Source organism: Variovorax sp. GW458-11-26-14-LB1, from assembly GCF_059423965.1.
This window is the reverse complement of the sequence record NZ_JBWKYW010000013.1, coordinates 77,535-101,530: the sequence shown is the minus strand read 5'-3', so window position 1 is coordinate 101,530 and position 23,996 is coordinate 77,535. Positions and strand designations below refer to the sequence as shown.

Genomic DNA, 23,996 nt, shown 5'->3' with positions numbered 1-23,996 from the left:
CTACGATGGCGCGCAGACCTTATTCACGGAGACACCCCACCATGCCTTTGGACCTTTCGACCGCTTCCAGCCTGCCCCGCGACGCCGAGCGCGCCACCCTTGTCGGCCGTCTCTGGCAACCCGGCGTGGGCCCGGTGCTGGTGGCCGTGCAGGGCGATGGCCTGCACGACCTGTCGACGCTCGCGCCCACCATGAGCGACCTGCTCGAAGGCCAGGGCTCGCCGGCCGAAGCCGTGCGCGCGGCACTGCAGAGTGGCACCGCGCCGCGCATCGCCGCACTCGATGCCGTGCTCGCCAACAGTGACGAAAGCACGCGCGACAACAACCAGGCCTGGCTGCTCGCCCCTTGCGACCTGCAGGTCGTGAAGGCCAGCGGCGTGACCTTCGTCGCCAGCCTGCTCGAACGCGTGATCGAAGAACAGGCACGCGGCGATGCCTCGCGCGCCGAGGCCACGCGCGCGGCCATCGGCGATGTGCTGGGCGACAACCTCGCCGACATCGTGCCGGGCTCGCCCGAAGCGATGAAGGTGAAGGACGTGCTCATCGCGCAAGGCATGTGGTCGCAGTACCTCGAGGTCGGCATCGGCCCCGACGCCGAGGTCTTCACCAAGGCACCGGTGCTCGCGGCCGTGGGCACGGGCGCCGACGTGGGCATCCACGCGGACTCGGCCTGGAACAACCCCGAGCCCGAGGTCGTGCTCGCGGTGAACAGCCGCGGCGAGACGCTGGGCGCCGCGCTCGGCAACGACGTCAACCTGCGCGACTTCGAAGGCCGCAGCGCACTGCTGCTGGGCAAGGCCAAGGACAACAACGCCTCGTGCGCCATCGGGCCGTTCATCCGTCTGTTCGATGCGCACTTCGGCATCGCCGATGTGCGTCGCATCACGGTCGCGTTGAACGTGACGGGCCCCGAGGGCTTCACGCTCGAAGGTTCGAGCTCGCTCGCGAAGATCAGCCGCGATCCGCTCGACCTCGTGGCACAGACACTCAACCGCCACCACGCCTACCCAGACGGTTTCATGTTGTTTCTGGGCACGATGTTCGCGCCGACACAAGACCGTCACGGACCGGGGCAAGGATTCACGCACGTGGTGGGCGACCATGTGCGCATCGCGGCCCCTGAATTGGGTGCGTTGAACAACCGCGTCGTGCATGCAGACCAGGCGCCGCGGTGGTCTTTCGGCCTCGGTGCGTTGATGCGCAACCTCGCGTCGCGTCGGCTGCTGTAGCCCGTACTTCTGCACTTTAAAAGCAGATGTACTCCTTTGGAATTCAGAGGCTGCACTTTGCATTCTGTTGCGGTTGACCATGCCTCTTCTTACCCTCAAGATGACTACCATCGCGAGTGGATAAATCAAGGGAGTCGTGGTTGCTGCCGAATGAGATCGATCTGTTGCAGACGCCCGTCGAGGGCCCGCTTCCCTGTGGTGAAGATCTGGAATACGACGCCGATTTCATGGCGCTCCAACAGGCGGCCACGGGCAAGCGCGAGCAGCAGTTCGGCGACACCATCATTCCCGCCGAGCCGCCCGACTGGGCGCGCGTAGACCGCATCGCACGGCAGCTGTGCGTACGCACGCGCGACCTGCGCGTGCTGGTGCCGCTCACGCTCGCATGGACCGAAAGCCGCGGCCTGCCCGGCTATGTCGACGGGCTGCGCCAGGTCGATGCGGTGCTGCAGACTTTCTGGAACGACGTGCATCCGCGCGTCGTCGATGGCACGAACGAAGACCCGCTGCCGCGCATGAATGCGCTGGCCGCACTGGCCGAAGCCGAAGGGCTCGGACGCAGCGTGCGCGATGCGCGGCTGCTCGAAGACGGTGGCACGGCGATGAGCCTGCGGCAGGTCGAGGCGCTGCTCGATTCGAGCAAGAGCGACCAGGTGGACTACCCCGGCGGCGTGGGGCGCCTGCGCGAGGCCGCACGCCGTGCACACGACAAGGCGGCGGCGCCGGTCGTGGCCCTGCGTGAGGCTCTGGCACTGCTGCAGCGCATCCGCGAGACCTGCGAGCGCGCGCTGGGCCAGAGTTGGGCGCCCGATTTTTCACGGCTCGAACGGTCGCTGCGCACCGTGGGCCAGTTGCTGCCGGAGCAGCCGCACAGCGAAGTGCCGCAGGCGTCGGCAGTGGGCGGTGCAGAAGACACAAGCGGTGCGGCGCACGTGCACGCACCCGCAGCGCACGTTGCAGCGGCCACGCAGGCTGCAGTGCGCCCGCTGCGTATTCAAGAGATTGAAATATCGGCTCGTGAAGATGTGCAAGTGTTGTTGGAAAAAGCATGCGAGTTCCTGGAACGAACGGAACCGAGCCATCCGGCACCCATGCTGATCCGCAGGGCCCAGCGGCTGATGGACCTCAACTTCTTCCAGATCATCGAAGAGCTCGTGCCCGAGGGATTGCAAAAGATAGAAAGCCTTGCCGGCCGCCCGTTGAACGGCGACGCCGCATTGCCCTAGCGGCCGTTGCTGCCGGCGAGCAGGAACAACGCGCCGGCACCGGTCGACCGGTACGACCCATGCATTCAGTTTCAAGAGGACGCTTATGGCAGACAACCGTGTCAGGAACAGTGGTCAGAAGTTCATCGCGCGCAACCGGGCGCCGCGCGTGCAGATCGAGTACGACGTCGAGATCTACGGCAGCGAACGCAAGATCCAGCTGCCTTTCGTGATGGGCGTCATTGCCGATCTCGCCGGCAAGCAGACCGATCCGATGCCCGACCTCGCGGAGCGCGAGTTCATGGCGGTGGACATCGACAACTTCGACGAGCGCATGAAGTCGATCAAGCCGCGCGTCGCGTTCCAGGTGCCCAACACGCTCACCGGCGAAGGCCAGATGAACGTGGACATCACCTTCGACAGCATGGACGACTTCTCGCCCGCGCGCATTGCACGGCAGGTCGATGCGCTGCAGCAGCTGCTCGAGGCGCGCACCGAGCTGTCGAACCTGCTCTCGTACATGGACGGCAAGAACGGCGCCGAGCAACTCATTGCGCAGGCGCTGCAGAACCCGGCGCTGCTCAAGTCGCTGGCATCCGCGCCCAACCCCGCGGTCGCGCAGGCGGCCGCCGATGCCGCAGCCAAGCAAGCCGACGACAGGACCGCACCATGAGCACCGCATCCCAGCAAGGCGCACGCGCCCGCACCGCCACCGTCGAAGCGCTCGAGCCCAACGAGTTCTCCGACCTCCTGCAGCGCGAGTTCAAGCCCAAGACCGAGCAGGCGCGCGAGGCGGTGGAGAACGCCGTCAAGACGCTGGCCGTGCAGGCGCTCGAGAACACCGTCACCATCTCGAACGACGCCTACCGCAGCGTGCAGGCCATCATCACGGAGATCGACCGCAAGCTGTCGGAGCAGATCAACCAGATCCTGCATCACGAAGACTTCCAGCAGCTCGAAGGTGCATGGCGCGGCCTGCACTACCTCGTGAACAACACCGAGACCGACGAGCAGCTGAAGATCCGCGTCATGTGCGCATCGAAGCGCGAAGTGGCGCGCTCGCTCAAGCGCCACAAGGGCATCGGCTGGGACCAGAGCCCGATGTTCAAGAAGATCTACGAGGCCGAGTACGGCCAGTTCGGCGGCGAGCCTTTCGGCGCGCTGATCGGCGACTTCCACTTCGACCACAGCCCGCCCGACGTCGAGATGCTCGGCGAGATGGCCAAGATCGCCGCCGCCGCGCACTGCCCCTTCATCGCCGGCGCCTCGCCCACCGTGATGCAGATGGACTCGTGGCAGGAGCTGTCGAACCCGCGCGACCTGACCAAGATCTTCCAGAACACCGAGCACACCGCGTGGCGCTCGCTGCGCGATTCGGAAGATGCGCGCTACATCGGCCTGGCCATGCCGCGCTTCCTGGCGCGCCTGCCCTACGGTGCGCGCACCAACCCGGTCGACGAGTTCGAGTTCGAGGAAGAAACCGACTCGGCGCTGCACACGCGCTACACCTGGGCCAACTCGGCCTATGCGATGGGCGTGAACATCAACCGCTCGTTCAAGCAGTTCGGCTGGTGCACCTCGATCCGCGGCGTGGAGTCGGGCGGCGCGGTCGAGAACCTGCCCACGCACACCTTCCCGACCGACGACGGCGGCGTGGACATGAAGTGCCCGACCGAGATCGCCATCAGCGACCGGCGCGAGGCCGAGCTCGCCAAGAACGGCTTCATGCCGCTGGTGCACCGCAAGAACTCCGACTTCGCGGCCTTCATCGGCGCGCAGTCGCTGCAGCAGCCGGCCGAGTACTACGACGCCGATGCCACGGCCAACGCCAACCTGGCGGCGCGCCTGCCGTACCTGTTCGCCTGCTGCCGTTTCGCGCACTACCTGAAGTGCATCGTGCGCGACAAGATCGGTTCGTTCCGCGAGCGCGAGGACATGGAGCGCTGGCTCAACGACTGGATCATGAACTACGTCGACGGCAGCCCCGGCACCTCGTCGCAGGACACGAAGGCGATGAAGCCGCTGGCGGCGGCCGAGGTCCAGGTGGAAGCCATCGAGGACAACCCCGGCTACTACGCCGCCAAGTTTTTTCTCCGGCCGCACTACCAGCTCGAGGGGCTGACGGTGTCGTTGCGGCTGGTTTCGAAGCTGCCGTCCAACAAGAAGGACAGCAGCTAATTCCACTGTCCCGCTACCGGGCAATTCATCGATAACTTTTGGGGGTCAATCATGGCAGTAGACATGTTCATGCGCGTCGAGGGTGCAAACGGCGAGTCCAAGGACTCCAACCACAAGGACTGGACCGACATCAAGTCGTTTGCATGGGGAGCGACGCAGCCTGGCAACATGGTCAGCGGCGGTGGCGGTGGCGTGGGCAAGGCCAGCTTCAACGACCTGCAGGTGCTCGCGCGCATCGACAAGGCGGCGCCTTCCGTGCTGAAGAACTGCGCGAGCGGCAAGCACCTGAGCAAGGTCGAAGTGGCCGTGTGCAAGGCCGGCGGCTCGCAGATCGAATACACGCGCGTCACGCTCGAAGAGGTGCTCGTCACCTCGGTGCAGTACACGGCCGAGCAGGGCGGCGATGCGGTGCTCGTGCAGTACGCCTTCCAGGCCGCGAAGGTGAAACAGCAGTACTGGGAACAGACCGACAAGGGCGGCAAGGGCGCCGAGACGGTGCTGGGCTGGAACATCAAGGAAAACAAGGAAGCCTGATTTCCTTGTTGCGCGGCGGGGCCGTGGCCTTCAGGGCCATGCAGCCCCCGCCGGCGGTCCACAGCCGTTTGTCTGTCTCTCGCGGCGCCCCTTCGCGGCGCGCCGCCTTTCACCTTTCAGCCAGTCAACGGGGAAGTTTCATGGGCGATGGGTTTGCAGTGCTGGGCGAGCGCTCCGTGGCCGAGCACACCGAATGGGTACAGCGGCAGATCCGCGCCAGTCCCCAGAATGCCGGCCTGCGCCTTGCCCTGTGCCACTTCCTCGCGCTGCGCGGCGAATGGCAGCGGGCCGAAGACCAGCTCAAGCTCGCGACCAAGCTCGACCCCACCTTCACGCCGGCCAGCGTCACCTGCGCGATGGCCCTGCGGGGCGAGCGCGAGCGCAGCGACTTCTGGGCCGGCGGCGGACGCACGCCGGCCATCGTCTCGGGCAATGCCGACTGGGTCGAGCAGCTGCTCGGCGCCGCCGTCTTGCCCGCCGAACGTGCCGACGAGGCCGCCGCGCTGCGCGAAGCCGCGCGCGATGCGGCGCCGGCGCTGCAGGGCACGCTGACCACCGTCGACCGCTCCGATGCGCGGGCCGTGCAGGCGCTCGACGGCGAGCCCGCGGCGCACAGCGACTTCGCCTGGCTGTGCGACGGCGACGCGCGCATCGGCGCCGTGCTCGAACTGTTCACGCCCTCGGGCTATGCGTGGCTGCCGCTGCCGGCGGTGCGCCGCATCAAGTTCTCGCGCCCGCAACATCTGGTCGACCTGCTGTGGGCGCCGGCCGAGATCGAGCTGCACGACGGGCGCGGCCTCAACGGCCTCGTGCCGGTGCGCTACCCGGGCGCGCTCGACAGCCTCGACGACGAGACCGCGCTGGGCCGCCGCACCGACTGGCAGCCGCTCGCGGGCGACGACCAATTCGCGGGCATCGGCCAGCGCACGCTGATCAGCGAGGCCGGTGACCATTCGCTGCTCGACCTGCGGCGCATCGAGTTCGCCGCAGCGACGGAAGGCGCGGTCCCGTGACCCCCGCCGTCACTACCGACATCGACGGCGACGCCCAGGAAAGCGTCGCGCGCGACCGCCTGCAGCCCGTGCTGCTCGACCGCCTCACCGACAAGGCGCCGCAGAACGGCCAGGAGCGCGCGGGCGCCTTCCTCATGAGCGGCAAGCTGCTGCGCGACTCGGTGCTGCGCGACCTGCAGTGGCTGCTCAACACCACCAACTTCGGCGCCGAGCACCGCATCAACGGCATGCCGCGCGCGCGCGGCTCGGTGGTGAACTACGGCGTGCGCGGCTGGGCCGGCGGGCGCATGTCGGAGGTCGACTTCGCCGATGTCGAAGCGGCCATCCGCGCGGCCATCATCGACTTCGAGCCGCGCATCATGAAAGACAGCATCGACGTGCGCTGCGTGACCGATGCGACCGACCTGGAGCACCACAACCTGCTCGCACTGGAGATCCGCGGCACGCTGTGGTCGGTGCCGTACCCGATCGAATTCATCCTGCGTTCGGAGCTGGACCTTGAAAGCGGGCACATGGTGCTGCGGCCGACAGGAGGGCTGTGATGGACGCCAAGCTCCTCGACTACTACAACCGCGAACTCACCTACATGCACGAGCTCGGGGCCGAGTTCGCGCAGCGCTACCCCAAGATCGCGGGCCGCCTGGGCATGCGCGGCATCGAGGTCAGCGACCCGTACGTGGAGCGCCTGCTCGAAGGCTTCAGCTTTCTCACGGCGCGCATCCAGCTCAAGATGGACGCGGAGTTTCCGCGCTTCTCGCAGCGCCTGCTCGAAGTGGTGTACCCCAACTTCCTCGCGCCGCTGCCCGCGATGGCCGTGGTGCAGATCGACGGCAACCTCAACGAAGGCTCGCTGAAGGCGGGCTACGAGCTGCCGCGCCACACGCTCCTGCGCGGCCGCATGATCAAGGGCGAGCAGACGGCCTGCGAGTTCCGCACGGGCCATGCCGTCACGCTGTGGCCCATCAAGATTGCCGAGGCGAGCCTCGGCCCGGTGCCGGCCGAGATCGCGCATGCGCTGCCGATGGCGGCGCGCCAGGCGAAGAGCGCGATCACCATCAAGCTCGAAGCCGTGGGCGGCGCGCGCTTCTCCGAGATGCCGCTGGATCGGCTCGAGTTCTTTCTCTCGGGCGCCGAGCTGCATGCGCTGCGCGTGCTCGAACTGGTGGCCCACCACAGCGTGGCCACCGTGTGCCGTGCCGGCCCCGGCAGCACGGCGCGCATCGTGCCGCTGGGCGACGAGGCGATCCGCCACGAGGGCTTCGACCCCGAGCAGTCGCTGCTGCCCTACGACGCGCGTTCGTTCCAGGGCTACCGGCTGCTGCACGAGTACTTCGCCTTTCCCGAGCGCTACCTGTTCGTCAGCGTGAAGCACCTGCGCGCGGCGGCCTCGGCCATCGGCGGCACCACGATGGAGATCGTGATCCTGCTCGACCGCGCCGACGCCGATCTGGAGCGGCTGGTCGATGTCAGGCACTTCTCGCTGTTCTGCACGCCCATCATCAACCTCGTGCCGCGCCGCAGCGACCGCATCCCGGTCGGGCCGGGCCAGCACGAGCACCATGCGGTGATCGACCGCACGCGCCCGCGCGACTTCGAGATCTTCACCGTCGAGCGCGTCACGGGCCACATGGCCAACGGCTCGGAAGAGCGCGAGTTCCGGCCCTTCCTCGGTTCGTTCGCGTCCGACGACGGCGACTTCGGCGCCTACTTCTCGCTGCGCCGCGAGCCGCGCCTGGTGTCCGACCGCGCACGCGCGCAGGGCACGCGCACCAGCTACACCGGCAGCGAGGTGTACGTGTCGCTGGTCGACCAGCACGACGCGCCGTTCCCGCACAGCCTGCGCCACATCACCATCGACGCGCTGTGCACCAACCGCGACCTGCCGCTGCTGCTGCCCACCGGGCTCGAATCGGACTTCACGCTGCGCGTGTCGGCACCGGTGCGCGGCGTGCGCATCCTGCGCGGGCCGTCGCGGCCGTACCCGGCGCTGGCCGAGGGCGCGCTCACCTGGCGCCTCATCAGCCACCTGGGCCTGAACTACCTGAGCCTGACCGACGTCGATGCCACGCAGGGCGCCGCCGCGCTGCGCGAGATGCTCGACCTGTACGGCAACCTCGCCGACCCGGCCGTGCGCCGGCAGATCCAGGGCGTGCGCTCGATGGCGCTGGCGCCGGTGTTCCGTCGCCTGCCCGAGCCGGGGCCGATCGTGTTCGGGCGCGGCGTGGAGATTGCGCTGCAGATCGACGAGGTCGCGTTCTCGGGCACGAGCCCGTACCTGTTCGGCGCCGTGCTGGAGCAGTTCTTCAGCCGGCACGTGTCGCTCAACGCCTTCACCGAGTTCGCGCTGTCCAGCCTGCAGCGCGGCGAAATTGCGCGCTGGACCCCGCGCGTGGGACGCCGCCCCACCGTATGAGCACGACCGGCCTCACCGACGACGCCATGCTGCAGACGCTGCCGGCAGAGGCCGAGGCGCGCGACGAGGCGGCCGTCGAGGCGCGCAGCCCGGCGCACGCGAAGGCGAAAGCCCCGCCGCGCCGCGGCGTGCCCGAGGCCGACCCCGCGCTGTGGGCCCGGCTCGTCGAGCAGCCCTTCGAGCACGACCTGTTCATGCTGCTGCGTCGGCTCGATGCGCAAGGCGGCCACCCGCTGCTGGGCCGCGCGCCGCGCCCGCGCGACGAGCCGCTGCGGCTGGGGCAGGAGCCCTCGATGGCCTTCGCGCCGTCGAACGTGTCGGGCGTCGAGGTGGACGAAGACGGCGCGCCGCGCATCTCGATCTACGGCTTTGGTCTCTTCGGTCCCAACGGCCCGCTGCCGCTGCACCTGACCGAGTACGCACGCGAGCGCAAACGCCACCACGCCGACAACACGCTCAGCGCGTTCGCCGACCTGTTCCATCACCGGCTGATCCTGCTGTTCTACCGCGCCTGGGCCGATGCACAGTCGGTCAACAGCCTGGACCGCACCGACGGCCACCGCTTCGTCGACTACGTGGCCAGCCTCATGAACATGGGGCAGCCCGGCCTGAAGGCGCGCGACCGCATCGCCGACCACGCGCGCACGCACATGGCGGGGCACCTGGTGCGCCAGACGCGCAACCCCGAAGGGCTGATTCAGATTCTTCGCCTGTACTTCGACGTGCCCGTGCGCGTGGTCGAGTTCGTGAGCGACTGGGTGTACATCGACGAGCGCCAGGTCAGCCGCATCGGCCAGCTCGGGCGCAACCACCGGCTGGGCAGCGGCGCGACCATCGGCCTGGCGGTGCGCGATGCGCAGGGCAAGTTCAGGCTCGAACTCGGCCCGCTGTCGCAGCAGCAGTTCCGCGAGTTCCTGCCCGGCAGCCCACGGCTGCAGCAGGTGGTCGACTGGGTGCGCCAGTACGTCGGCATCGAATTCGCCTGGGAGCTGCGGCTGGTGCTCAGCAAGCCCGAGGCGCGCGGCATGCGGCTGAGCAGCGACGAGCGCCTGGGCTGGGGCAGCTGGCTCGGCACCCGCCTGTCCGACACCGACGCCGGCGACATGGTGTTCCAGCCCGAGGCGCTCTTTTCCCGCAACGCACCGGCTCCCTCATGACCGACATCCGCCGCGTCTCTCTGTTCTCCAAGTTGAATCCGATGCTCTACAAGGCATTGGAGACCGCCACCGCCTTCGCCAAGCTGCGCGGCAATGCCTACGTGGAGCTCGTGCACTGGCTGCACCAGATCCTGCAACTGCAGGACAGCGACCTGCTGCGCATCATCAAGCGCGCCGGGCTCAACCTCGATGCGGTCGAGCAGGACCTCGTGCGCGCGCTCGACCGCCTGCCGCACGGCGCCACGTCGATCAGTGACATCTCCGAGCACGTCGACAACGCGGTCGAGCGTGCGTGGGTGTACGCCAGCCTGCGCTTCGAAGCCACCTCAATCCGCGGCGCCTACCTGCTCGCGGGCATCGTGAAGACGCCGGGCCTGCGCCAGGTGCTCTCGGGCATCTCGCGCGAGTTCGACAAGCTCGTGCCCGACGTGCTGGTCGCGCAGCTTGCCGCGTGGACCGAAGGCTCGCCGGAAGACGACTACGACGCCGCGTCGGAGGCGGGCGGTGGCGCACCGGTGGCGCAGCACCAGGGCGATGCCCCCGCCGCCGGCGGCTCGGCGCTTGCCAAGTACGCGAGCGACCTCACGGCCAAGGCGCGCGCCGGCGAGCTCGACCCCGTGTACGGCCGCGACGACGAGATCCGCCAGATCGTCGACATCCTCATGCGCCGCCGCCAGAACAACCCGCTGCTCACCGGCGAGGCCGGCGTCGGCAAGACGGCCGTGGTCGAAGGCCTGGCCTCGCGCCTCGCGGCCGGCGACGTGCCGCCTTCGCTGAAGGACGTGTCGCTGTGGGTGCTCGACCCCACGCTGCTGCAGGCCGGCGCGGGCGTGAAGGGCGAGTTCGAACAGCGCTTGCGCCAGGTGATCGACGAGGTCGAGAAAAGCCCCAAGCCCATCGTGCTGTTCGTCGACGAAGTGCACACGCTGGTCGGCGCGGGTGGCACGGCCGGCACCGGCGACGCGGCCAACCTGCTCAAGCCCGCGCTCGCGCGCGGCCGGCTGCGCACCATCGGTGCCACGACGTGGTCGGAGTACAAGAAGTACATCGAGAAAGACCCGGCGCTCACGCGGCGCTTCCAGACCATCCAGGTGCACGAGCCGACCGAGCCCAAGGCCGTGGTCATGCTGCGCGGCATCTCGGCCGAACTGGAGAAGCACCACGGCGTGCTCATCCTCGATGCCGCGCTCGAAGCGGCCGTGAGCCTGTCGCACCGCTACATTCCCGCGCGGCAGTTGCCCGACAAGGCCGTGAGCCTGCTCGACACCGCGTGCGCGCGCGTGGCGCTGAGCCAGCATGCGCTGCCGGCGGCGCTCGAAGATCTGAAGCGGCGCATCGAGGTGCTGGGCATCGAGTCGGGCATCGCGGGGCGCGAGGCGGCGATCGGGGTCGGCGAGCACCAGCGCGTGGAAGACATCGCGGCGCAGGTGGCTGCCGCGCAGGCTGAACTCGAACTGCTGGAGCAGCGTCGCGTGGAAGAAGCGGCGCTGGTCGAGCGCATCGTCGCGTTGCGCAAGCTGCTGTCGCCTGCGGCGGTGCCGGTGCAATCTGAAGCGGAGGATGACCGCGAAGAAGAACCGCCTGCCGAGCCCGAGCGAACACCCGAGGCCATCCGCGCCGAACTCAACGAAGCACAAGACCAGCTCGTGAAGCTGCAAGGCGAGACACCGCTCATCCTCGCGGCCGTCGATGCGCAGGCCGTCGCCACCGTGGTCGCCGACTGGACCGGCATTCCCATCGGCCGCATGGTGCGCGACGACGCGCAGTCGGTGCTGCGCCTGGGCGAGATTTTGTCGGCCCGCGTGGTCGCGCAGCCCGATGCGCTGGAGACCATCTCGCGGCGCATCCGCACCGCGCGTGCGCGCCTGGACAACCCCAACAAGCCCGTCGGCGTGTTCCTGCTGTGCGGCCCCTCGGGCGTGGGCAAGACCGAGACCGCGCTCGCGCTGTCGGAGGCGCTGTACGGTGGCGAGCAGAACCTCGTCACCATCAACATGAGCGAGTTCCAGGAGTCGCACACCGTCTCCACGCTCAAGGGCGCGCCGCCCGGCTACGTGGGTTATGGCGAAGGCGGCGTGCTCACCGAAGCCGTGCGCCGGCGGCCCTACAGCGTGGTGCTGCTCGACGAGATCGAGAAGGCGCACCCCGACGTGCACGAGATCTTCTTCCAGGTCTTCGACAAGGGCTGGATGGAAGACGGCGAAGGCCGGCACATCGACTTCCGCAACACCGTGATCATCATGACGTCGAACGTCGGCACCGACCTCGTCATGCAGCTGTGCGAAGACCCGACCCTGCGCCCCGACCCCGAGCCGCTGGCCGCCGCGCTGCGCGAGCCGCTGCTGAAAGTGTTCGCGCCCGCGCTGCTCGGGCGGCTGGTGGTCGTGCCTTATTACCCGCTGCAGGCCGACGCACTGCACCGGATCATTCGCCTGCAGCTGGACCGCATCGCGGCGCGCCTGCAGGCCAACCACGGCATTGCATTGGCTTACAACGACAGCGCCGTCGCGCTTGTCGCACGCCGCTGCACGGCCATAGAGTCGGGTGGCCGGATGATCGACGCGATCCTCACGCACACCATCCTGCCCCGGCTGAGCGAGGAAGTCATCGGCGCCACCGTCAGTGCGCGCAAGCTCGCCGGCGTGCAGCTGGGCGCGGCGGGCGACGACTTCCAGTACGAGTTTTCAGAACGCCCCGCGTAGACCCAAGGGAGAGCCGCATGGACAGAGTCGTCAAAGCCCACACCCCGCTCGGAGAAGAACAGCTGCTGTTTCGCTCGATGCACGGCAGCGAAGGGCTGTCGCAGCTGTTCGAGTTCGAGGTCGACCTGCTGAGCCCGAACACCTCGGTCGACATGAAGGGCCTGCTCGGCAAGCCGCTCGCGCTCGAGATACAGACGCTGAGCGGCACTCCGCGCTACCTCAACGGCCAGATCACGCGCTTCACCATGATCGGGCGCGAGGGCGGCTCCTCGCGCTACACCGTGTACCGCGCCTCGGTGCGGCCGTGGCTGTGGTACCTCACGCGCACCAGCGACTGCAAGATCTTCCAGAACAAGTCGGTGGTCGAGATCCTCGAAGACGTGCTGGGCGAGTACGGCTTCGCCTTCGAGAAGAAGCTCAGCGCCTCGTACCGCCAGTGGGAGTACTGCGTGCAGTACCAGGAGACCGACTTCGCCTTCGTGAGCCGCCTCATGGAGCACGAGGGCATCTACTACTACTTCAAGCACGACAAGAACCAGCACACGCTGGTGCTGGCCGACGACATGAGCGCGCACGAGACGCTGCCCGGCTATCCGAAGATCGGCTACCTCGCGAGCGACCGCGCCACCGACCCCGGCCGCGAAGTGATCGACCAGTGGGAAGTCACCGAAGAGATCCGTCCCGGCACCTACGTGGTCGACGACTTCGACTTCAAGAAGCCCAGGGCCGACCTGCTCAACACGCGCAGCCAGCCGCGCGGCAACGACCACGGCCGCTACGAGATGTACGAGTGGATGGGCGGCTACAGCGATGCGGGACAGGGCGAGCACTACGCGCGCATCCGCCTTGAGGAGGCGCAGGCCCAGGCCGAGGTCGACACCGGCCACACCAACGTGCGCGGCATGGCGCCCGGCTACCGCTTCACCATGCAGAACGCACCGCGCAACGAGGACAACCGCGAGTACCTCGTCGTCTCGGTGATGTACAGCCTGCGCGAAGGCGGCTACGCCAGCGGCGGCATGCCGGGCGAGTACAGCTTTCACTTCGGCGTGCAGCCCACCTCGTTCCCGTTCCGCGCGCGCCGCATCACGCGCGTGCCGAGCACCCAGGGCCCGCAGACCGCCACCGTGGTCGGGCCGCCCGGCGAAGACATCTGGATCGACAAGTACGGCCGCGTGAAGGTGCAGTTCCGCTGGGACCGCTACGGCCAGCGCAACGAAGACAGCTCGTGCTGGGTGCGCGTGTCCAGCGCGTGGGCGGGCTCCAACTTCGGCGCGGTGAACCATCCGCGCGTGGGGCAGGAGGTGATCGTCGACTTCATCGCCGGTTGCCCCGACCGGCCGATCATCATCGGGCGTGTCTACAACGCCGACCAGATGCCGCCGCTGGAATTGCCGGCGAAGGCGACGGTCAGCGGGTTCATCAGCCGCACCATCAAGGGCGATGGCGAGCTGGCCAACCACTTCATCATCGACGACGACCCGGGGAGCGAGTCGATCAAGCTCCATGCGCAGAAGGATATGACGGTCGAGGTGGAGAACAACGAGATGCACACGGTGGAGGGGGAGCGCACCACCTTCATCGACGGGGCCGACACGTACACCGGCGACACCTCGCTGGAGGAGACGATCAACGGCCCGCACACCTTGACGGTCAACAAGGGCGGGCCGCAGAAGATCACCGTCAATAGCGGCGACCAGTTCATCAAGGTGGATGGCGGCAACCAGCAGGTCGATGTCATCGGGAATCAGACCATCCATGTCACCGGCAAGCGCAAGGACACGGTAGACAAGGGGGAAGAGCGAATCATCGGGACGTCGCTCAAGGAAGACATTGATGGCCCGCAGAACACCACGGTGCTCGGTCTGTATACCGAAGAAACCAAGGGGAAGAAGGTGACGGTCAAGGGCGACGAGGACTATCTCGTCAAGGGAGCGCAAAAGGTGCATGCGGACACGTCGTTGACAGCGACAACGGATGGCCCGATGCGCCTGGAAAGCACCAAGGCAGACATCACGATCAAGTCGCCGACCAAGATCATCCTGGATGCACCTCATGTGGAGGACAAGTCGGCCAAGAAGGTGACCTTCACGGACTGGGGCATTGCCTTCAAGGGCTTCAACATGGGGATCAACGGGGTCAACGTGAGCATCAATGGCGCTGCCGTGTTCGTGAATGGGGTGGTGGCCAGCGTTGCCGGCCTGAACCTGGGGTTCAACGCCTACTCGCTCACGGGCGCCATCAACAAATTCGACGTGTATTCCGCCAGCGGTGCGGTCGGCCTCTTCACCACCACCCAGACGGTGTACACGGCGGACAACAAGGCGATAAAAGTCGACTTGTCCCAAGTCAAGGTGAACCCCAGAGGCATCACCGTCTATCTCTGAGCCTGGGGCGCGTGTTGGATCTTTTCGCTGTGTGGTTCACCAAGTACTGGCATCTGATTGTCCCCATCGCTGTCGTCGCGCTGCTGGCATTCGTGCTGATCACGCTGGCCAAGCGCCATGTCTTTCGCGTGATGCATCAGCAGAGTGTGGTTAACCGCCACGTGATGGGGACGGATCGCGCCGAGCGAGTGCTTCGTACGGGCCAGCCGGCCGTAGCGATGGTGCTCGAGAGCCATGACACGGGCATGCGGGTCGAGCGCATCTATATCCTCGTGCGGCTCAAGCTCCAGGTACAGCCTGAGGGCGCATTGCCTGCCTACGAGACCGAACTGGTCGCCCCGATCAGCCCGGTGAAGCTCGCCGACTTCGCACCGGGGCGCTCCGTGAAGCTGCGCTTCGACCCGGTATCGCGCGAGGTCGCCATCGACCAGCCGATGCGCTGAAGCAGGTCCGCTGCCCCCATGAAGACCATCAAGCCTTTTCGCCTGAGCATCCTCACGCGGCCCTTCCGACGGCAGCGGCAAGACCTGCTGGGCGTCTCGGTCTTCGCGATGGCCAGCCTGGCGCCCGAGCCCTTGCTGATGCCCGACCAGGATCTCTGGAAGCTGGCGGCCGACGAGATCGGGCCCGGCAACGTGCTGGACCTGGGCGTGCCCAAGATCGAGCCGGAGTGGCTGGTCAGCGGCTATGCGTACACGGCGCATCAGGACGACAAGACACTGTGCGCGGCCCAGGCCGTCTTCCATGGCCAGGCCAAGTCAGTGCTGGTGAGTGGTGATCGCTACTGGCTTGACGGCCGCGCGACGCCTGCCCAGCCTTTCGAACGCCTGAGGCTGGATTGGGCACATGCCTATGGCGGCCCGGGCGAGCCCGACAACCCGGAAGGCATCGGCAGCTTCGATGAAACGATCAACGGCGTCCATACGCGCCGGCTTCCCCATGTCGAGTTGCCCGGCGCGCGTCAGGACACACCCGGGCGGCGCATCGTGCCTGCGGGTTTCGGCGCCATACCACCCGATCGGCCGCAGCGGCTCGCGCTGATGGGGCGCGCCTACGACCAGCAATGGCTGCAGCACGACTACCCGGGTTTCGCCGAGGACATGGACTGGCGCTACTTCAATGCCGCACCTGCCGACCAACGCCTGCCCGGCCATCGCGAACTGCCGCCGGGCGCCGCCTACGAACTGTGGAACATGCACCCTCGGCAGCCGGTGATGCGCGGCCAGCTGCCCGATTGGCAGGCGCGCTGCTTCGCCAGCTTTCAGAAAGACGGTGGCGCGCTGTCGGAAATTTCGCTGCGCCTGAGCACGGCCTGGTTTTTCCCGCACGCCGAGCGCGTCATCCTGGTCTGGCACGGTGCATCGCCCATCGCGGAAGGTGACGCGGCCGACGTCAAGCACATCATGCCCGCGCTCGAGTTGCGCGATCAGCCGCGGCCGCTCGCCCACTACCAGCAGGTGCTGCAGCAGCGCATCGATCCAGCCAAGGCGGTGCTGGTCCTGCGCGACAGCGACCTGGTCCCCAAGGCGATCATGGGGCCATGGGCAGGCGACCAGATGCCCGATATCGCCTCGCTTCCGCTGGTGCGCAACCTGCACGCAGGCCGGCGGCGCGAGCACGAACGCCTGCGCGCCCGACTGCTGGCGCAGGGCCTGGATCCCGAGCAGCATCTGCCGCCCCTGTCCGAACCGGATTTGCAGCCACCTGCCTCCATGGACGATCTGCCCGACTTCGCCGAGAAGGCCGATCAAGCCCTCGAGCAGATGCGCCAGGCGGCCCTTGCCCGCGGCGCCGAGGACCGCGCCAAGGCCGTCGCACAGGGGATGCCCGCTGCCATCCAACCCGATATCGATATCCCGCCGCTGTCGCAGATGGATCCGCGCAAGCTGTCGGGGGAGATCCAGGCGAGCATCGACAAGGCCATGACCGAGGTCACGGCGCGGACCGGCAAGCCCGTGCAGCGCCGATTCGACCCGGACCGCCTGCTGCGTGACCTCGCGCGCCTCGAGGAAGACGCGGCGCGCGAGCGCCGAACACCCCTCACACCCGACGAGGCCGCCGAAAGCGCACGGCTGCGCGAGCAGGCCGGGCGCAGCGCGCGCATGGGGCACCTCCACGGCGCACACCTGCTCGAGCCGGCGCCGCCGGCCAGCAGCCTGCGCTCCAGGCGGCTGCGTCGGCGTCTTGAGGCCGCAGCCAGCGGTGAGCGTCGTTTCGCAGGCATGAGCTTCGTCGGCGCCAACCTCTCGGGCCTGGATCTGCGCGGTGCCGACTTCACGGAAGCGAACCTCGAAGACGTCGACTTCAGCGACGCGCGGCTCGATGGCTGCAACTTCACGCGCGCGGTGCTTGCGCGGGCGCGGCTGGTCCGGGCTTCGCTCACCGATGCGCGGCTGGACGAGGCCAATCTGGGTGGCGCGCAATGCGAAGGCGCGAACTTCACGGGTGCAAGCTTCGTGCAGACGCGTTGCAACAAGACCATTTTTCGTTCCTGCGTGCTGGCGAAGGCCGCGTTCAACCAAGCCGATCTGTTCGAGAGCGAATGGGTGCGTTGCGATGCGCGCGGCTCGCACTGGGAGCAGATGGCGATGGTCAAGCTGGCACTGGAAGACATGGCTTTCGACAACGCCGCGTTCAAGCAGGTGAGCTGGATCGAGTGCAGCTTCAAGGGGATATCCTTCGTCCGCGCCGCGCTGAACGCCTGTGCTTTCGTCACCGTCGATGCGCAGGAGGGGGTCGACTTCACCGAGGCCAGCCTCGTCACCTGTTCCTTCGTCCATGGCTGCAGCCTGGTGCAGGCCGTGTTCTGCGCCGCTTCGCTCAAGCAGTGCGGCCTGCGCGGCGCCATACTGGTTGGCGCCGACCTCGCGAGGGCACGCCTTGACGGCTGCGACTTCTCCGAGTGCGACCTGCGGCGCGCGCGGCTGGAGGGATTGCATGCCGGCGAGAGCCTGTTCATTCGCGCGGACTTGCGCGAAGCCTCGTTGCGCGGCGCCAACCTCATCGACGCCAATCTTTCCAAGGCCGACCTGCGCTTTGCCAGCCTGCAGGACGCCAATTTGTTTCGCGCCGACGTGTCGCAGGCCGCCATGGACGGCTCGACCACCTTCACCGGCGCCTACACCCAAGGCGCCAAGACCTTGCCCGCACGCAGGACTGAACCCGTTCGATGACAGTCGAAGAACTTCTGGACAAGATTCGGCATGGCGAACCGGTGGTCAGAGCGAGTCTCGCGGGTCAGGACCTCAGCGGCGTCGACTTGTCGGGGGCACAGATGGAGCACGTCGACCTGAGCGGGACGAATCTGCATGGCGCCTGCCTCGACGACAGTTCGCTGGCGCAATGCAACTTCGATCAAGCCGACCTGTCGGCGGCCAGCTTGAAAGACGTGCGCGTGTTTCGGTGCCGGTTGGAGGCCGCGCAACTCGGCCGCGCGTTCATGCTGGACACCAACTTCTTCGAATCTTCGCTGGCTCACGCGGATTTCGCGAAGGCGCAAATGGAGCGCGTGGCTTTTGTCAGATGCGAACTCGGGCATGCGGTGTTGAAGCCCGGCATTTGCGATCAGATCGTCGTCACCGAATCACGGGTCGACCAGCTCGATTGCCGTGGCGCGAAGCTGCTGCACCTGATGTTCTATCGCATGGATCTGCGCACGGTGGCGTTCGCCCAGACCCAATGCGATGGCTCGATCCTGATGGAGTGCAATCTCGAAGGCCAGCGCTTGGCGCACACCAGCTTCCTGCGCTGCCAGTTCACCGACAGCGCGATGGCAGGTGTCGATTTCAGCGGCGCCGTGCTGACCCAGAGCAACTTCAAGGGCGCCACGCTGACCAAGGCGAACTTCAGCGGTGCGGATGCCGCCCAGACGATGTTCCCGGAGGCCGATCTGCGTGAAGCGAATTGCAGCGATGCCATCTTCGATCAGTCGATCTGGGCCGACGCCCAACTCGAAGGCGCCGATTTCAGCCGCTCGCGCCTGCCGCTGAGCGTGTTCCATCGCGCGCAGGCCAGGGGGGCCAGCTTTCGCGACGCGGACCTGCAGGACGCTGATTTTTCCTACGCCGAACTTCATCACGCGGATCTGCGCAATGCACGTTTTCTGCGCACCCGCTTTCATCGGGCCGCGCGCGCAGAGGCGCGTTTCTCGGGAGGCGGCGGCATCATCGAAAACGATCCGGAGCTGTTCAAGGCTCAAGAGATGATCCGTGTGCCGCGCTGATGCCGCCAAGCCTGTCCGTTCCACTGTTGACTCATCGAAACAAGGAGATTTTCATGTCAGTCGTTTCACTGCGCAAAGCCTCGAAGCTGACGGCTCCGGTTCACTTCCAGGGGGTGGTCGCCGCATTGCTGCCGGATGGACGTGTCACCGTCGACGACGAGCAGGGTGCTGCCTGGGTTTGCCGGCGCGCGGCGAGCTGCCTGCTCAAACCGGCCTGCGGCGATACCGTGCTGGTGTCCGGTCCCGACAGCGCGCGGGCCTACCTGATCGCCGTGATCGAGCAGGCCGATGCGTCGTCAAGCTGCATCGAGGCGGCGGGCGACGTCACCTTCGCGGCTACCGGCAATGGCCGGGTGACCATCGCGAGTGCCTCGGAGCTCAGCCTTCGCGCAGACAAGCGCTTCGTGCTCAAGACCGAAGAGGGCGAGTGCGACATCGGTGAATTGCGGCTGGTGACGCGCTCCGTGCAGGCCGCGGCCGGCAGCGTCCGGCTGGTCGGCAAGGTATTCGAGACCGTGGCCGATCGCATCGTGCAGATGGCGCGTCAGACGCTGCGCCTGACGGATGAAGTCGACCAGGTGCGTGCGGGCCACATGGACTACAAGGCCAGCGAGACGGTGCGCATTCATGGCCACCACACGGTGGTCACCGGTCAGGAGCTGGTGAAGGTGGACGCGGCCCAGATCCACATGGGCTGAGAGAGGAACTACCAGATGTTTGCCAACTGTCAGCTCATGGGAATGGACATGGCCTTCCCCGACGTCTGCAAGTCGCCGGTGCCCATTCCATACCCGAACATGGCCATGGGGCCGATGGCTGTTCCGAATGCCTGGAACATCCTCTTCATGGCGATGCCGGCACACAACATGGCGACGACCACGCCCATCACCCTGGGGGATCAGCCCGGGGCATTGGGCGGCGTCGTGTCGCAGACGTTCATGCAGCAATCGCGTCATGTGACAGGCGCGTTCACCGTGCTTCTCAAGGGGACGCCGGCCACGCGGGTCACCAGCATCACGGTGCAGAACCGTTGCAACATCGTCGGCATGCGCATCGTGCCGAGCCAGTTCAAGGTGCTGATGCTGGCGCCCTGAGGGCGCGTCGATTCAGGCCGGCCCCGCCAGCGTCACCTGCTGCGGCGACCCCACCCACACCGCCAGCGCCGAGTAGTTGTCGCGCGACTTGTCGGCCTTGGCCTCGGCCGCGCGGCGCAGCAGCGCGAGCCATTCTTCCGCGCTGTCGGCCAGCTGCAGCGAGCGCTCCATCACCTGCTGCGAGATGAGCTGCCAGAGCCCATCGGTGCACAGCAGGAAGGCATCGCCATCGGCCAGCCGCTGCGGCGTCGACACCGAGGTCTCCGCCGTCGCGCGCGCACCGAGCGCGCGGTACAGCAGGTTGCTCTTCACCAGGCGCTCGCCGCCGTTGGCACCCTGGCCCGCGGCGGCTTCGCCCGAGCGTTCCGACAGGCTGTGGTCTTCGGTGCGCTGCATCAGCGCGCCGCGGCGGAACCAGTAGAGGCGGCTGTCGCCGACGTGGGCCCAGCAGGCTTCGCCGGTGGCGCGGTCGACGAACAGCGAGACGATGGTCGCGCTCATTCGGCTCTGGTCGGCCAGCTCGCGCTGCTTGGCGAGCACGGCGTCGTTGGCCTCCTTCACCGCGTGGCGGATGTCGTCGGCGGCGACGGACGGGTGGTCGACAAAAGTGTTGAGCGCCGTGTCGACCACGATGCGCGAGGCCAGCTCGCCGCCCGCGTGGCCGCCGACGCCGTCGCTCACGACGAAGCAGGCGTTGCGTTCGTCCAGGTGGTAGCCAATGGCGTCCTGGTTGCCGCTGCGCTCGCCCACGCACGAGAACTGCGAGGTCGAGATGGGCACGGCGAAGGCGTGGGTGGCTTCAAGCACGGCGCGCCTCCTTCAAGCGTTCCATCTCGCGGTCGTAGGCCTGCTGGAAGGCGCGGCCGAAGACGGCCTGGAAGTCGTCCTCGACGGCGGCGGTGGTGTGGGCGTGCAGCTGCTTCAGCTGGCGCCACAGCCGCGCTTCGCGACCGCCGGGCAGCAACTTCTCGCCGAGCCCGCCGTCGTGCGGCGTGGCCTTGTCGAGACCGCCCGGGTCGAAGCGGTGCAGCAGCGTGAGCAGCGCGGCGCGCATGCCGGCCACCATGCCGAGCTGGTGCGACTGCAGGTCGCCCAGCGCATCGTGCACGGCGGCCTCGGGCGTGAGAAAGCCGGGCATGCGCGCGCCGAACATCTGCATCAGCACGGCGCGGCCGTTGGGCAAGATCTTGAAGGGGTTGTTCTCTTCGTCCACGATCATGGTGATCTCGGCGCGCACCTCGCGCTTGAGCATCGCGCGCGACGACAGCAGCTCGATGGTGCCGTCGGTGAAGGCGCGCATCAGCCGGCCGAGGTGGCGCATGGCTTCGGCATCGAGCGGCTGCTGGCCTGCGATCTCGGGTACGCCGGCGCCTTCGAGGAACGCCTTGAACAGGTCGTCGTCGGAGGAGGGGGCGGGTGGTGAAGTCGGCACTGGCGCAGCGACTGCCGCGATTGGCAAGGCAGGCGGCGCTTCTTCAGGAACCGCCGGTGCGACGGGAATCTCCGGCGCTGCGACAACAACGGGCTCCTCTTCAACAGGCGCAGCCTCTTCCACAGGCTCCGGCACTGCGACCGATGGCGTGACTGCCACCGGCTGCGGCGGATTGAACTGCGACGTCATCTCGCGCGCATGGTTCGCGAGGCTGTGGCCCGACGACGCGGCAGGCGGTCGTGCGATCAGGTCCATGGCCGGGTGCACGTCGTCGAGCGGGTTGTCTTGCGTCAGCGCCGTGGGGCGCGGGTCGGACAGCGGCGAGGGCGCATCGCGGTCTTCGGCGAAGAAGGAGAGCGGGTCCATGCTGCGCTTGAGCGCGAGGTCCGACAGCCCCTGCGTCGCCTGCGGGTCCAGCCCGGCGAGCGGATCGACGGGGTTGCGCTGCGCCTGCGAGGGCAGGGCGAAGGGCTCGTGCGCCAGCGGGTCGGGCATGGGCGCCGCCGCATCGTCGGCACGGCGCGGCGCGTTCGCGAGGATGGCGTCCCAGTCGGCGGCCGACGGCATCTGCGCGGAGACCTGCGTGGTCGTGGAAGGCGCTGCAGCAGTGGAAGAGAACGGTGGTGGCGGTGGTGCAGGCAAGGGCGCAGGGGCCGGCGCATTCATCGGCGCCGGCGCGAAGGTCGGCATCACGACCGTCTTCTCGGGCGGTGCATCGCCCAGGGGCAGCGCGCCTTCGCCGAACAGGTCCGCGAAGACATCGGAGGCCGGTGCTGCAGTGGGCAGCAGCGCGCTGATCGACGGGGCCGATGCGAGGTTCGATGCCACAGGCGGAGCAGACACCAACTGCGACAGCGACGGCTCGGTGATCGGTGCGGCCGGTGGCTCCGTGAGCGGCTCGGTGATGGGCGCCTCGGCGATCGCAGGCGGTGGGGCCTGGCTTGCACTCGCGGCTTCGAGCACGTAGCTGCCGATGGTCACGCGGTCGCCCAACGCGACGCGCGATTCTTCTTCGTGGCGCAGCGTGCGTCCGTTCACGCTGATGGGCAGCACCGCGCTCATGTTGCGCACCACGGCGGCGCCGTCGTCGTCGAAGCGCACGGTGGCCTGCAGGCGCGAGATCTGCCGGTGTTCGTCGGGCAGCACGAGGTGGTTGTCGGGGCTGCGGCCGATGGTGCCGCCCGGGGCTGCGAGCAGCGCCGAAGGCCCCGAGGCCACGGGCATGCCGCCGTGTTCAATCACTGTCCAGCGCATGGCATCTCCATGTTCGTCGCGGTGGGCGCGAGCGTGCTCGGGCGCGGCCGTGGCCGTGGCCGGCCGCGTGTCATCCGCGCTTCATCTTCTTCGCGGCCTCGAACGCGGGGCCCCACACGGGGTGGGTGCGTTCCGCGACATTCAGGTCGAAGCTCGGGAACACATCGAGGAGCTTGCGGAATTGCGTGCGGCATTCCGCGATCTGGTTGTTCACGCAGTAGCTGAAGGCTTCGAGCTTGAGTGCGGCCAGCCGCGTCGCGGGCTCGGCCCCGTCGAACACCGACACGCCGCCGCTCTTCAAGGTGGAGATGGCCTTGGCGTAGTCGCCCGCATCGTAGGCCTGCTGCGCGCGTTCGAGCGTGGTGCGTGCCACTTGCTGGCTCAGGCGTTCGGGTTGCTGTGAGGCATCCGGGGTGCTCTGGCAGCCGCTCAACAGCGCAAGCATGAAGGCAAAAGACAGAACAGGCAGGCGAGACTTCAATCTTTTCTCCTACTTCGCGAGAGGCAATGCGTGAGAGAGGGCGTGCTGTTGCATCACGATGCAACAGCACGCAATGCACACCGTGCGCGTGCATGGTTTCGATAATATAGATCGCGAAGCTTTCAGGGAGATCTCATGCATCGACGGACCTTGATTCAAGGCGCATTGGCCACATCGCCGTTGCTCGCAGGCCTCGCTGGTTGCGCATCGACAGCGAAGTCGATGCCCACGCCGTATGCCATCACCGTGCGCATCGACGACGGCGTGAATCCCGATGGTCGCGGCCAGGCCGCACCGATTCTCGTGAAGGTCTTCGAACTGAAATCTTCCGGCAACTTTGAAACGGCAGACTACTTCGCGCTGCAGGACCGCGACCGCGAGACGCTCATGACCGAGCTCGTGAACGCGGACCAGGCCATCTTGCGCAGCGGCGAGGAACGCGTGTTCAAGCGCGAGGCCGGACTCGACTCGCGCGCCATCGGCGTCATCGCCGGCTATCGCAAGCTGGAAGCGGCGCGGTGGCGCATCGTGTTGCCGTTGAAGGAGCCGAAACAAACGAATCTTTACAAGGTGTGGCAGTTTTCGCCGAGCGAGCAGAGCGTGCGCATCGCGGTGCGCAAGAGCGGCCTCGAACTGCTACCAAGTCGTTAAGTTTCAACGCGCGCTAATACGAAAGTGCGGCGCATTCGCCTCTG

General features: G+C 67.4%; 20 protein-coding genes. 17 read left to right on the top strand and 3 right to left on the bottom strand.

Annotated features, from left to right (window positions below):
- The first annotated feature begins 41 nt into the window (after positions 1-41).
- The 16 genes from AC07YS_RS11580 (at position 42) to AC07YS_RS11505 (ending at position 20,134) form a co-directional block, all read left to right on the top strand.
- A complete protein-coding gene (locus AC07YS_RS11580; RefSeq protein ID WP_495267863.1) occupies positions 42-1,229 on the top strand; it encodes a fumarylacetoacetate hydrolase family protein in 1,188 nt (395 codons plus the stop codon).
- Between the two features lie 140 nt (positions 1,230-1,369).
- Complete coding sequence (tssA, locus tag AC07YS_RS11575; RefSeq protein WP_492687214.1) at positions 1,370-2,455, top strand: type VI secretion system protein TssA; 1,086 nt, start codon at positions 1,370-1,372, stop codon at positions 2,453-2,455.
- A gap of 85 nt (positions 2,456-2,540) precedes the next feature.
- Positions 2,541-3,107 carry a type VI secretion system contractile sheath small subunit gene (gene tssB / locus AC07YS_RS11570; RefSeq protein WP_447740098.1) on the top strand — a complete coding sequence of 189 codons (567 nt, stop codon included), beginning with the start codon at positions 2,541-2,543 and terminating at the stop codon, positions 3,105-3,107.
- Positions 3,104-4,612 (top strand): type VI secretion system contractile sheath large subunit, encoded by a 1,509-nt coding sequence (tssC, locus tag AC07YS_RS11565; RefSeq protein WP_056583649.1) that lies wholly within the window; start codon positions 3,104-3,106, stop codon positions 4,610-4,612. Before tssB ends, tssC begins: the two co-directional genes overlap by 4 nt.
- Positions 4,613-4,663: 51 nt before the next feature.
- On the top strand, positions 4,664-5,146 hold the full coding sequence (locus tag AC07YS_RS11560; RefSeq protein ID WP_062473964.1) for an Hcp family type VI secretion system effector: 483 nt from the start codon (positions 4,664-4,666) through the stop codon (positions 5,144-5,146).
- A gap of 140 nt (positions 5,147-5,286) precedes the next feature.
- Complete coding sequence (locus AC07YS_RS11555) at positions 5,287-6,159, top strand: type VI secretion system accessory protein TagJ (RefSeq protein ID WP_495267864.1); 873 nt, start codon at positions 5,287-5,289, stop codon at positions 6,157-6,159.
- Positions 6,156-6,701, top strand: coding sequence for a type VI secretion system baseplate subunit TssE (gene tssE, locus AC07YS_RS11550; protein WP_095949841.1), 546 nt, complete (start codon positions 6,156-6,158; stop codon positions 6,699-6,701). Before AC07YS_RS11555 ends, tssE begins: the two co-directional genes overlap by 4 nt.
- Positions 6,701-8,572, top strand: a complete 1,872-nt coding sequence (gene tssF, locus AC07YS_RS11545; protein ID WP_495267865.1) for a type VI secretion system baseplate subunit TssF — start codon at positions 6,701-6,703, stop codon at positions 8,570-8,572. Before tssE ends, tssF begins: the two co-directional genes overlap by 1 nt.
- The gene (gene tssG, locus AC07YS_RS11540) at positions 8,569-9,729 is read left to right on the top strand and encodes a type VI secretion system baseplate subunit TssG (RefSeq protein ID WP_495267866.1); all 1,161 of its coding nucleotides are present in this window, start codon (positions 8,569-8,571) and stop codon (positions 9,727-9,729) included. The genes tssF and tssG overlap by 4 nt, the downstream gene beginning before the upstream one ends.
- Positions 9,726-12,431, top strand: a complete 2,706-nt coding sequence (gene tssH / locus AC07YS_RS11535; protein WP_495267867.1) for a type VI secretion system ATPase TssH — start codon at positions 9,726-9,728, stop codon at positions 12,429-12,431. Before tssG ends, tssH begins: the two co-directional genes overlap by 4 nt.
- Positions 12,432-12,448: 17 nt before the next feature.
- Positions 12,449-14,818, top strand: a complete 2,370-nt coding sequence (locus tag AC07YS_RS11530) for a type VI secretion system Vgr family protein (protein ID WP_495267868.1) — start codon at positions 12,449-12,451, stop codon at positions 14,816-14,818.
- A 29-nt stretch (positions 14,819-14,847) separates the two neighbouring features.
- Positions 14,848-15,261, top strand: a complete 414-nt coding sequence (locus AC07YS_RS11525) for a hypothetical protein (RefSeq protein WP_495273712.1) — start codon at positions 14,848-14,850, stop codon at positions 15,259-15,261.
- 18 nt (positions 15,262-15,279) lie between these two features.
- Positions 15,280-17,991, top strand: a complete 2,712-nt coding sequence (locus tag AC07YS_RS11520) for a DUF2169 family type VI secretion system accessory protein (protein WP_495267870.1) — start codon at positions 15,280-15,282, stop codon at positions 17,989-17,991.
- Positions 17,988-19,040 (top strand): pentapeptide repeat-containing protein, encoded by a 1,053-nt coding sequence (locus tag AC07YS_RS11515; protein WP_495267871.1) that lies wholly within the window; start codon positions 17,988-17,990, stop codon positions 19,038-19,040. The genes AC07YS_RS11520 and AC07YS_RS11515 overlap by 4 nt, the downstream gene beginning before the upstream one ends.
- Before the next feature lie 53 nt (positions 19,041-19,093).
- Positions 19,094-19,738 (top strand): DUF3540 domain-containing protein, encoded by a 645-nt coding sequence (locus tag AC07YS_RS11510; RefSeq protein WP_495267872.1) that lies wholly within the window; start codon positions 19,094-19,096, stop codon positions 19,736-19,738.
- Positions 19,739-19,753: 15 nt separating this feature from the next.
- Positions 19,754-20,134 carry a DUF4150 domain-containing protein gene (locus AC07YS_RS11505; protein ID WP_492733315.1) on the top strand — a complete coding sequence of 127 codons (381 nt, stop codon included), beginning with the start codon at positions 19,754-19,756 and terminating at the stop codon, positions 20,132-20,134.
- 12 nt (positions 20,135-20,146) lie between these two features.
- Here AC07YS_RS11505 and AC07YS_RS11500 read toward each other — a convergent pair whose 3' ends face one another.
- The 3 genes from AC07YS_RS11500 to AC07YS_RS11490 all read right to left on the bottom strand — a co-directional run bounded on the left by AC07YS_RS11500 (position 20,147) and on the right by AC07YS_RS11490 (position 23,265).
- On the bottom strand, positions 20,147-20,941 hold the full coding sequence (locus AC07YS_RS11500) for a PP2C family protein-serine/threonine phosphatase (RefSeq protein WP_495267873.1): 795 nt from the start codon (positions 20,939-20,941) through the stop codon (positions 20,147-20,149).
- Positions 20,934-22,820, bottom strand: a complete 1,887-nt coding sequence (gene tagH / locus AC07YS_RS11495; protein ID WP_495267874.1) for a type VI secretion system-associated FHA domain protein TagH — start codon at positions 22,818-22,820, stop codon at positions 20,934-20,936. The genes AC07YS_RS11500 and tagH overlap by 8 nt, the downstream gene beginning before the upstream one ends.
- A 70-nt stretch (positions 22,821-22,890) precedes the next feature.
- Entirely contained in the window at positions 22,891-23,265 is a 375-nt protein-coding gene (locus AC07YS_RS11490; RefSeq protein WP_223301458.1) for a TssQ family T6SS-associated lipoprotein, read from the bottom strand.
- 171 nt (positions 23,266-23,436) lie between these two features.
- On the opposite strand from AC07YS_RS11490, the gene tssJ reads away from it, so the two are divergent.
- Positions 23,437-23,952: a type VI secretion system lipoprotein TssJ gene (tssJ, locus tag AC07YS_RS11485; protein ID WP_062473939.1), complete on the top strand. Its 516-nt coding sequence runs from the start codon at positions 23,437-23,439 to the stop codon at positions 23,950-23,952.
- Positions 23,953-23,996: the final 44 nt, after the last annotated feature.

What these genes read in the sequence shown, in the direction of transcription:
- tssH (WP_495267867.1), top strand. Translation starts at nt 9,726, where the DNA reads ATGACCGACATCCGCCGCGTCTCTCTGTTCTCCAAGTTGAATCCGATG.
- AC07YS_RS11580 (WP_495267863.1), top strand. Translation starts at nt 42, where the DNA reads ATGCCTTTGGACCTTTCGACCGCTTCCAGCCTGCCCCGCGACGCCGAG.
- tssJ (WP_062473939.1), top strand. Translation starts at nt 23,437, where the DNA reads ATGCATCGACGGACCTTGATTCAAGGCGCATTGGCCACATCGCCGTTG.
- AC07YS_RS11505 (WP_492733315.1), top strand. Translation starts at nt 19,754, where the DNA reads ATGTTTGCCAACTGTCAGCTCATGGGAATGGACATGGCCTTCCCCGAC.
- tssG (WP_495267866.1), top strand. Translation starts at nt 8,569, where the DNA reads ATGAGCACGACCGGCCTCACCGACGACGCCATGCTGCAGACGCTGCCG.
- tssB (WP_447740098.1), top strand. Translation starts at nt 2,541, where the DNA reads ATGGCAGACAACCGTGTCAGGAACAGTGGTCAGAAGTTCATCGCGCGC.
- tagH (WP_495267874.1), bottom strand. Translation starts at nt 22,820, where the DNA reads ATGCGCTGGACAGTGATTGAACACGGCGGCATGCCCGTGGCCTCGGGG.
- tssC (WP_056583649.1), top strand. Translation starts at nt 3,104, where the DNA reads ATGAGCACCGCATCCCAGCAAGGCGCACGCGCCCGCACCGCCACCGTC.
- AC07YS_RS11555 (WP_495267864.1), top strand. Translation starts at nt 5,287, where the DNA reads ATGGGCGATGGGTTTGCAGTGCTGGGCGAGCGCTCCGTGGCCGAGCAC.
- AC07YS_RS11520 (WP_495267870.1), top strand. Translation starts at nt 15,280, where the DNA reads ATGAAGACCATCAAGCCTTTTCGCCTGAGCATCCTCACGCGGCCCTTC.
- AC07YS_RS11490 (WP_223301458.1), bottom strand. Translation starts at nt 23,265, where the DNA reads ATGCTTGCGCTGTTGAGCGGCTGCCAGAGCACCCCGGATGCCTCACAG.
- AC07YS_RS11510 (WP_495267872.1), top strand. Translation starts at nt 19,094, where the DNA reads ATGTCAGTCGTTTCACTGCGCAAAGCCTCGAAGCTGACGGCTCCGGTT.
- AC07YS_RS11530 (WP_495267868.1), top strand. Translation starts at nt 12,449, where the DNA reads ATGGACAGAGTCGTCAAAGCCCACACCCCGCTCGGAGAAGAACAGCTG.
- AC07YS_RS11560 (WP_062473964.1), top strand. Translation starts at nt 4,664, where the DNA reads ATGGCAGTAGACATGTTCATGCGCGTCGAGGGTGCAAACGGCGAGTCC.
- AC07YS_RS11515 (WP_495267871.1), top strand. Translation starts at nt 17,988, where the DNA reads ATGACAGTCGAAGAACTTCTGGACAAGATTCGGCATGGCGAACCGGTG.
- tssF (WP_495267865.1), top strand. Translation starts at nt 6,701, where the DNA reads ATGGACGCCAAGCTCCTCGACTACTACAACCGCGAACTCACCTACATG.